Genomic DNA, 8,817 nt, shown 5'->3' with positions numbered 1-8,817 from the left:
CCTGTAAAGCCCTGGGCTTTCACCTGGACCGAGCCATCGGGAGCGACCAGCACTTCGAGAGTGGGAGGCATGGCAAAACCTTTGAGAATGGGGAATGAGCTGCGAAGTAACGACGGTCGATGACGAACAGGTGCTGTCAGGCAGGGAGACCGATTGTCAGGCGGATGGTCCCATTCTGTTCCAGCCGCTCCTGAACGGTGTGGCCCTGACGATGAGCTTCCAGCGTGGCCTTCGCGACGGCGTAATGCTGCAGGAAGGCGTCGAGTCTCTGGGGATCGCCCCAATGACCCTGAAAGTTGTCGTATTGAAGGTCGCCAGTTTCGGTCTGGCAGACCACGGGAAACCGCCATCCCGGCAGTTCCACCAGCCATCCGGAACACTCCTGGTTGTAAATGCGGGCTGTCCCTGCCTGCGGAGCCGGTAGCTGAAGCCGCACGCACGCCTGGCGAATGGCCGCAATGTCTTTGACTTGGGTTTTTATGGTCACGAGATGACTCATGGGGAACTTTCTGCATTAGGAGGAGAATCGGGTAAGAGATGAGGGACTAAAGGTTGTGTTGGCGTCACAGGTGGGGAGAGCCGGGGATCACCGCGGCGGGACTCCGGCAGGATGTCTGACAGGAGCAGCGTCTCAGCGATGAGTTCGGAGTCGCAGACGGGCGGCGAAGATCTAAGCAGCACCCAGCAGAGTACCAGCGGTGCCAAACACAGAGCCAGTTCACCTAGGCGAAGGATAAGGGCCGCGATAATCGGTTCCCGTTGCCGCTGGGAAGCCAGCCGGGCCCGCTCCTGCTCCAGTGCATCTCGCTGGTCGTAGAGAGATTTTCTCTCTTGTTGCCATTGATGTTGGAGTTCGGCCAATCGCCGGTTCTGATCGACCTGAACATTCACAAAACTTGCTGACGGATCATCGCGAGATCGAGAACTGCAACTACCGATCACAATGATCAGCAGAACGGCCAACATCACCAGCTTGAGTTGATTCATCTCGGTTCCTTTGCGCCAAAGTCATGGAAGCAATCCTCTGCCAGCCCAAACGGAGTTGGCGTTCACGCAACAGCAGTGTCGCTATCAACAAAATCACAAAGCTGAGCAGCCCAATCAGAACAACCATAAGAAATCTCCAAAATGAATGACAAATCGGGTGTGTGAGGCGACGGTTCGACGTGGATCGATTTCCTGCGCATTTCAGGGGTGTTCCCATGCTAAGTTCGACCACTACATGCTCTATGCCACCCCAACAGCCAAAATTTAGGGTGCGGGTCGGAAAACACCCCTTTTCAGACGCCAGACGACCTGCCAAGGCGCATTTACAGTCTGGAACAGGCCTGGTCTGTGCGATTACACTCAGTTCGACAACACAGAGGTCACAATTTTGCGCAAACTGATGTCCACCACGTTGTTTGACCACATGGTTCAACGAGCAGAATTCTCAGGCATAACAGTCCGCTGGCATCATGTTGGTCGAGATCAGTTGGCTCTGAACTGTTTGGCGCACGATGTTGCCAATTCTGTCAGACGGTCATTGATTGATGCGCATGTTGACGAAGCGCTTGAAGCACAGTCAGCAGAACACCCATCAGATCTCTTGAAGATTCCTGAACCAAAACCTGCTGAGGACCTACCTGTTGTGAAAAAGAAAAAGAAGAAAATTCGAAACTGACTTTTTCTCAACAGAGACACTGTCTGAGATATAAAACTCTACCCCGACCCGCCTTCTTAGGCGGGTCGGCTGTTCGTGAGAACCCCGCCATTAGTAGTCCATCGATAGATGGACTATTAAAGGTAAGATTGTAATTGTAAGAACTTGCGTTTTTTCTTAACGGAACGAGACTGTTTATGAAGAGGTACGGACCACGAAAACCAGGTGATGCGAGTCGACTGTTTGATGTGCTGGAATTCAACTACGAGCTGGAACTGGTTGATCGGAGAAAGAATGGTTTCTACACCCGCATTCTGGATTCTGTGCTGCCATCGAGATCGGATCCGATTAAGCGATATCTGGCCCTGGCTGCTGTGAAAATCCATAATCTTTACGAGCTGAAACGAGCGAAGTGGAAACCTGGTTGCCGGACCATGCGGTCTCACTTCAACTGTCCGCCACCGAATACCCAGAGTCTGATCCACACCAATCGCTGTTACGATTCACTGTGTCCCTTCTGCTGGGCGACACTGGCCCGCAAACGATATGCTGCGGCAAGGATGCGGCTCAAACGTGCAGGCTTCGGCAATGATGAAGAACGAATGCTGTTGACGTTCCACATCAAAGTCGTGAAGACACTGGCTGACACGGAGGACTTTCTCAAGAAAGTTCGTTTCCGCCGCCATCAATACGGTCGATGGGTCCAGGGCGGTTTGACGATGAGCATCGTGACGCCGCTGCTGGGTAAGGCCTGGCGAGTCGAGCATCGGACACTGTTGTTTCTTGAAAACGTGGGGTGGCCTCATTTTCCAGTACCACCGAACCAGTACATTCTGAAGCAATACACGCCACTGAAGTTTCAGAGCATCTTCATTGACTTTGCCGCATTCGATTCTCGGCTGCTCTATCCGGAGCATCCGGAAGATTACAGCCGGTTGGTGCTGCTGCGGCAGCATCTGCAACAACGGACGCGGCGATCCTTCACTCGTTTCGGGAGCATGAGATCCGCGTATGGGAACAAAAAGAAAAAAGGCAAAAAGAAATGACTTTGCAATGAGAGGTCAGCCCATCTTGGCAAGTGGCGACGTTTACCGTCGCAATTCTCTCAAAGAGCTGAAAGACGATGATGTTATTCGCGAACTGTCATGATCGACTCGCGTTTCACTCCAAGAGGCATTCTTCAAGGAATGTCTTTTCGAAGAGGAAAGTCGAGCTAGCCACCAGTGCTCCTACACCTCGCCCTCGGTGCAATTCCGTACTGCCGAATCGACACATCGCTTTTGGACTCCGAAGCACCGCTTTGAGCCATCCAGGAAGTTGGATCGCCCACACCAGTAGCTTTTTCTTGCAGAAACACATGTTTGAATATGCTGAAATTTCAAAATTTTCACGTGTAAAAAATTTGAATTCGTCGGCGAGATTACGCTGTGACAGGCATCAGAAGTTCCAAAAACTCACGACAATCGGATGAAACGAGATTACTTTTTCGAGAAAGTAATCTTTCGGAAATAGATCTCTCTTAGAGAACGCACACGGCTAATCGGAATACACGACAGCCATGGTGCTGGTGACCTAACGGTCGGTGTTGAATCGTCCCAGGTACTCATCCAACCACAGATTCTATGCTGCCTTCAACGCCTGAGCCTAGCCGTCGGTGAACTGTTCGACGTTCGGGAACAGCAATTGCCGACGACAGCAGGGCTTCAGGCACTCTCGCGAAGGCGTGTAGGCCTGTCATCACAGTCCATTCTGGAGTGCAGAACATCTTGCAAGGATCAAGGCGTTTGGCGTTGCCGCAATCTGCAAGGTCGGCTTGAGTGAAACCGTCCAGTGCAGCTTGTGAACCGGAAAGCCCCACACTTTCGCCGCGTAAACGTGTCCGGCAACGTGCCATGCGATGTATTCGCGGGTTCTGATCATAATTCAGCATCCAAGATGCACGGAAACGGATAGTGATCAAGTAAGCCCGTCGCCGTCGAGGCTGACGTATTGTACGTCAACCTCTTTCGGCGCGGGTATTATTTTCCTTAGGCGAGTTCCAGACTCGTCCCCTCAAGCACCTAAATGACCGTCGGCGTTGTCATGAGTCCGCCGGTCGAGAAGTTGGGCACTCCCTTGTGGTGAACTGCTAAACGGTCAGAGTCAATTGGTTGCGGCTCTACGCCGGCACGATCTACTTCGCGTAGCTCTAGAAGTATTCGGGCATCTCCCGGACCCGCAAGTCGCGTGTCCACTTGGACCAATCGCCGCTATGCAGATACCGCAGCTTGAACTTTTTCCCTGGTAACTGGGACGACGGCCGAGTTGCGACAGGAGTAAAGCCACTCCTTCCTTTTGACAGCAACCCCGCAGTACGATGGCCCAATCCCAAGGGAACAACCCCATGTTTGCCTACGCACTGGTATCTCCATCGACGATGACCCGGTCGATCCCGGTCAGGTCGATCTTTTCCGCGAGGAGTTCCCAAAGCGGTTCCAGCGACAACCCCGAGCTACCGCATTTACCTCGCGGAAGGTATCCACTTAGGGATAGCGTCACGGCGGAAGTGACCATAGTCATTGTGCTGACGATGATCGGGAAGCCTCAGATGCTATTATAAAACTGCCGTAACATATAGGTGCGTTTGGTCACCCACAGCCGGAGATGCCGCTGACCTTCCGGCGTCTGGAACGCTATCATCTCTCTCTGCAAAAAATCGAAGTCAAGCTTGCGAGAAAAAGCTTCCCTATGTCCAGCACGGCATTTGTCGGCTGGCCTTCGCGATCTCGAACTTCGCCGCGATGGACGGCTTTGAGAAGCTGGTTCTTCATCAACTCGGCACGGTTTACTGACCATCGAGGCATTGGCGATTCACACAGTTTCGAAGCACAAATTTTGCCTCCTGCCATTCGCACTCGCTGAACAACTCATAAATATCGCTCTCTCGGTCGCCGATATGCACGCAGCGGGCCGCTTTGCCGAGAGTCCGTGCCAACTGCCGGACTTTCTCCAGCCAGTGGAAACTCTTATTTTCTTTGATCGGCATCCGAGCCGTGTTGACCAAGTGCTTGCCACCGTTGAGCCCCCGAGCGTTGAGGCCTTCGAACTTCTTGCAAGTCAATCGCTTGACCGCCGCCAAGCCCAGCGGCAGGCCATCGCGAGTGACCATCAAGCTCTAATGCATGAGTATGCTGCACAACGTATGCATCGCTGGCGACCGGATTTGTCCGAGTGCCCGCTGGCCATTTTGCGAGTCTGTCCGATAGACTGAGTGACGGTTAGAGTGCACAAGAACTCGGTTGCATCATGCAGCACAAGGATCAGGCCATCAACTGAGGCGAAGTGTTGACGCATGGCGAGTAAATGCTCGGCCAGAATCTTTTGCTCATTCACCCGGTCATTGTCGAGAAAGCGATAAGCGGCCTTGCTCGCAGCATAGTCCCGGCGGGCCATCGGTATAGATTCGCCAATCTAATCACTCAACTTCCCAAGAAATTTTCCCTTTCAAAATTCGAGTCGTTGATCGGGGAAGCAACATCCTTGCAGTTGTTGCACCACCCGGTCGTCCATATTGGTAACATCCTTGTCATCCGATGCATTTCCTCATCCCATTACGCACGATAAGGTTAACCTAGACCGAAATCCACTGAAAGGCGAGGACTTACTGGTAATTGAAAGTTCCATCGAACGCGCACCTACGGTCACAATGCGACTAAAAGATGGAAGACAAAATCCGGTGTGAGCTTACGTCACTTTTTCATTGTAGATCGGTTACAGAAAGGCCAAAATCCCGAACGATCGCAAAGGCTGTCAGCAACGATCAGATGAAGAACTTGAAGTTCGGTCTTCGGTCCTCGACCGTGGGGTTTGAGATCAATATCTCTCCAACGGCATCCGAAAATCCCACGGTCACGGGCTGACTCTCTCCCAGTTTGCAAGCATTGTAGTTCAGTTTGGTTAGCCCAAGTACATCGCGGGCCACTTGCTCAATCGTCGCGTCGCCATGCTGGATATCAATCCGAAGCGGCACTGGCGTTTCCCATCCGTCGTAGGTTCCAAGCCTGGGCTTGAACCCAGATGCGTAGAGAAAACCTGAGCGGTTGCTCATTTTGAGGAATGTGCCGCGAATGACCGGCATAGTGCCTGTTCGATACAGACGCGGACCGTAGGAATCTGATCTAACACGGACACCTACAAGTTTGCAGTTGTGAGGACATGCCTCGCTGAATCCCTGGAATTCGTCACGGCTGATACTGGAACGGCAGTGCAGAAAGATCTCAGTGAGGGGCTTTCCTCCCAACTCGGAATAAGTTTTGAGAATCCCTTCCAGAAGCCGTTTAGCCGCACTGCGCTCAATGTGAAACTGGTTCTTATCGGGTGAGTACCAGGGACCGTATTCACCGAGAAACACGATGCCATCGCCCGTGTCCAGAAACATCTGCGCCGCGCAGCAAGCAGTTCGGTTGCCTTCGCTCGCGCGACGAAACGCAATGCCGATGTAGCAGACTCCCTCACGTGCCGAGTGAAGTTTCCAGGGCCTGCCCCCAGCCTTGTAATAGAGTGCTGTGCCTAGATTCCACATTCTGTCGGAAAGCCTGGTCAGTCCTCGTTCTCCAAATGCCGTTTCATCGGATAGCTTGAGTGTCGATTCCCGAATAATCTGAATGGGAATGTCGTAACGCATGGTCCTGGCTTTGAGCTGTCGCCGAAAGTCTGGAGAAAAGTGATACTGCTCAGCATTGAACTCCTCGAAGAGTTCACCCTGCCCCCGCATTCTCGATTTCTTAGTCGCGGACGTGATCCCAAGGTCGGTTGGATTCGCAACGCGGGATTCGGTGCGACAGTTGGCCCAAACATCATCCGGCACGATGCAGATGGCAACCGCTATCTTCGCATCATGTTTTCTTGCTCGCTCGAACGCTGGCATAATTTGCTCAATCACGGCAAAGCATCGCTCGTGCGAGTCCTTCTTGCGTGAGGCGTTCAGCAATTCCTCACGGTTAAGCTCCACAGTTGTAATTGGAGTGGTTGACCATCGACTGCCGAAGGCGACCTCGAATCCGGGATAGGGCGGCCACAGTCTGTGAAGTTTCATCAGCGAGGCGGTCTTGGTCTCGGCGGCAGAATGTGCGTGGTTCATCGCCTCGGACCAAGCCCGCATGGCGGAAATACCTTCTGGAGTGCCAATCACCATGTAGGGCGGCGAAACCGGATGCGATGGCATACCCTGGGAGTAAGGACCGTACAGAGCGAGGCCATCGTGTGGATCGACGGCGAATTGGCCTTCGGCGAACTGAAGAAGCGGTTCGTCGAGGCTAAAAACCTCTTCCATATCGTGGGATATGCTACTCCTCGGCATCGGCGTCTTCGTTTTCTTCGATGTCGCTTGCGGAGATGAACTCCTCTTCGGCGATGGCTTTCGCGTCACGTAATGCCTCCTCGTTTAGCTTGACCGGAGCACTCCAGACTCGGGGAGTTCGTTCCACCCAGAGACTCTCATCCGTGGTCGTACCAATCTCGATGCGTTCCTTTCCTTCAGCGAGGAACTGCATCACTCCCATCACCCGATTCAACCACTCTTCGTTCCACCAGCTCTTGCAGAGTTTCTTCCTTCGGATCAATCCACCGCGCCCAGGGAATTGCTTTCCTGAGAGGTCGGTGATGTGAGCACGGATACGAACTATGATCTCGAATCCCTTCGCTGAATCGCCACTTGCCGCGAAGACAGGAGCCACATGGTAGCGGTATTTTGATGCTCGTTCTCCCCATCCATGTGTTCGCTCTCCGACTACGGAGAAATGCGTCTGCGATCCATCCAGCCTTTGAAAAGACAAGTTGTCGTTTCTGAGTAACCCTGGCGGGAAATAGACGAGCCGCCTGTCCGCGCAATGGGCAAGCCCACGGCGACGGCATTCGGCGAAGAGCGACTTCTTGATGAGTTCGATAAGGAGGTTATCCACCCTTATTCCATCCATCTCGGTTATGCTCGCCCATACGGAACCGCCCTTCTGAGTGATGCCATAGTCAACCGCAAGTTCTGCTGGCGGATAATGAAAGCTCAGAAAGTGGGTTGGGCTTACCTTTCGGAAGCCCCACTGTCCCGCCAGAGGTCCATCTTCGTCAACGAGCGGCATCGTCGAGTGAAAGCGATGGATGACTTCCGGTATTTTCGTGACCTTGAACAGATTCGAGGCCAGATCTTCTGGCTCGCTGATGACGATTTCACCGGGAAAGTAAGACCGGATGGCAAGCTCTATCGCTCCTTCTGGCTTTCGGGGACATGCGTTGGAAGAGAGTGATTCTTCGATGGCTTTTAGACCGTGTGCCCACCCTGCATGGAACGGTACGGCCGAAAGGATGCGAGTTTCGTGATCCAGTCGGGTGGTATCGATTGGTTTAGCGATGGCGGGGATGATTATCTGCGAACCCCGTGTTCCTCCGACGGCAAGGGCCATGTTTCGACGTGCGGTAAACTCCGGATCGTTCAACGCGTCGGGGCTGAGGATTGGGATGTATCGGAACGCTCGCTGTGTAAGGAGTCCGCGTACCGTCTCATTGATCGAAGTGCCCGCTAATGGCGCGAGTCCCCGGCACCAAACGTGAAACCCTGCGAGAGTTAATCGGCGGGAGAGCCAGTGGGCCAATCCTGCGTCAATGTCAACATGGTCGATGACCAGGTGGTCGGGCGAAAAGGAAAGAGACAGTCCGCCAGCGAAAGGGAAAAAGAGCGGAGTGAAAATCTGCGGGTGTTGTCCCACCAGTTCGCGGTGCGAAGACCGCAACATGCTCGATAGTCGTTCTAGCCCGTAAAGCTCAAGAGGCCAGCCATAGGAGTCTTTGATGAATCGAATGGCTTCGTCGCGTTCTGAGGGTGTGAACGTCGCGGTACAAAGGAATACGAGGCGGTTGCAGGCATGGCCATGCTTTGGAATTTTCTTGCTGTCTTGGCTCAACTTTGTTCGCCAGTCTTCACGAACGCTGTAGGCGAAGATCGTCACGGTCCCGGTTGACGAATCGACGTGTAACGCGTCTCTTCCTTTGTCCTTGCTTCCGCCGATGGGTTCGATGTTGCGGAAACCGTCAAGCGCCATCATGTCGTGGCAAAGCCGCTCGAACTGGTCGTAGTCCGTTAGCTGCTCCAGAGAGTAAATAATGGGATCAGCCGCCATTCAAGCCCCCTTTCACGATGGGAGCAG

The 8,817-nt window shown here is 53.3% G+C and carries 8 protein-coding genes; 2 read left to right on the top strand and 6 right to left on the bottom strand.

Translation table 11 applies throughout. The features are described from left to right. Window positions 1-136: 136 nt before the first annotated feature. Window positions 137-487, bottom strand: coding sequence for a DUF1257 domain-containing protein (locus A6X21_RS10280; protein WP_315851679.1), 351 nt, complete (start codon window positions 485-487; stop codon window positions 137-139). Between the two features lie 8 nt (window positions 488-495). After that, the gene (locus A6X21_RS10275; protein ID WP_068847680.1) at window positions 496-987 is read right to left on the bottom strand and encodes a hypothetical protein; all 492 of its coding nucleotides are present in this window, start codon (window positions 985-987) and stop codon (window positions 496-498) included. Between the two features lie 388 nt (window positions 988-1,375). Here A6X21_RS10275 and A6X21_RS10270 point away from each other — a divergent pair, with 388 nt between their 5' ends. After that, window positions 1,376-1,663 carry a hypothetical protein gene (locus tag A6X21_RS10270; RefSeq protein ID WP_131818282.1) on the top strand — a complete coding sequence of 96 codons (288 nt, stop codon included), beginning with the start codon at window positions 1,376-1,378 and terminating at the stop codon, window positions 1,661-1,663. Between the two features lie 176 nt (window positions 1,664-1,839). Continuing rightward, window positions 1,840-2,688, top strand: coding sequence for a hypothetical protein (locus A6X21_RS10265; RefSeq protein ID WP_068847678.1), 849 nt, complete (start codon window positions 1,840-1,842; stop codon window positions 2,686-2,688). Between the two features lie 1,778 nt (window positions 2,689-4,466). Here A6X21_RS10265 and A6X21_RS10255 read toward each other — a convergent pair. The 4 genes from A6X21_RS10255 to A6X21_RS10240 form a co-directional block, all read right to left on the bottom strand. After that, complete coding sequence (locus A6X21_RS10255; protein ID WP_068847676.1) at window positions 4,467-4,790, bottom strand: hypothetical protein; 324 nt, start codon at window positions 4,788-4,790, stop codon at window positions 4,467-4,469. Further along, window positions 4,790-5,080: a hypothetical protein gene (locus tag A6X21_RS25520; RefSeq protein WP_369009490.1), complete on the bottom strand. Its 291-nt coding sequence runs from the start codon at window positions 5,078-5,080 to the stop codon at window positions 4,790-4,792. Before A6X21_RS25520 ends, A6X21_RS10255 begins: the two co-directional genes overlap by 1 nt. Before the next feature lie 361 nt (window positions 5,081-5,441). Beyond that, window positions 5,442-6,953, bottom strand: coding sequence for an argonaute/piwi family protein (locus A6X21_RS10245; RefSeq protein ID WP_068847674.1), 1,512 nt, complete (start codon window positions 6,951-6,953; stop codon window positions 5,442-5,444). A 13-nt stretch (window positions 6,954-6,966) separates the two neighbouring features. Continuing rightward, complete coding sequence (locus tag A6X21_RS10240) at window positions 6,967-8,790, bottom strand: PDDEXK family nuclease (RefSeq protein WP_068847673.1); 1,824 nt, start codon at window positions 8,788-8,790, stop codon at window positions 6,967-6,969. Between the last annotated feature and the right edge of the window lie 27 nt (window positions 8,791-8,817).

This window comes from Planctopirus hydrillae (assembly GCF_001707835.1).
Taxonomy (GTDB): domain Bacteria; phylum Planctomycetota; class Planctomycetia; order Planctomycetales; family Planctomycetaceae; genus Planctopirus; species Planctopirus hydrillae.
This window is presented reverse-complemented; position numbering and strand designations above follow the sequence as displayed.

Coding starts and splice junctions, on each gene's coding strand:
- A6X21_RS10240 (WP_068847673.1), bottom strand. CDS start 8,790: ATGGCGGCTGATCCCATTATTTACTCTCTGGAGCAGCTAACGGACTAC.
- A6X21_RS10255 (WP_068847676.1), bottom strand. CDS start 4,790: ATGGTCACTCGCGATGGCCTGCCGCTGGGCTTGGCGGCGGTCAAGCGA.
- A6X21_RS10265 (WP_068847678.1), top strand. CDS start 1,840: ATGAAGAGGTACGGACCACGAAAACCAGGTGATGCGAGTCGACTGTTT.
- A6X21_RS10275 (WP_068847680.1), bottom strand. CDS start 987: ATGAATCAACTCAAGCTGGTGATGTTGGCCGTTCTGCTGATCATTGTG.
- A6X21_RS10245 (WP_068847674.1), bottom strand. CDS start 6,953: ATGGAAGAGGTTTTTAGCCTCGACGAACCGCTTCTTCAGTTCGCCGAA.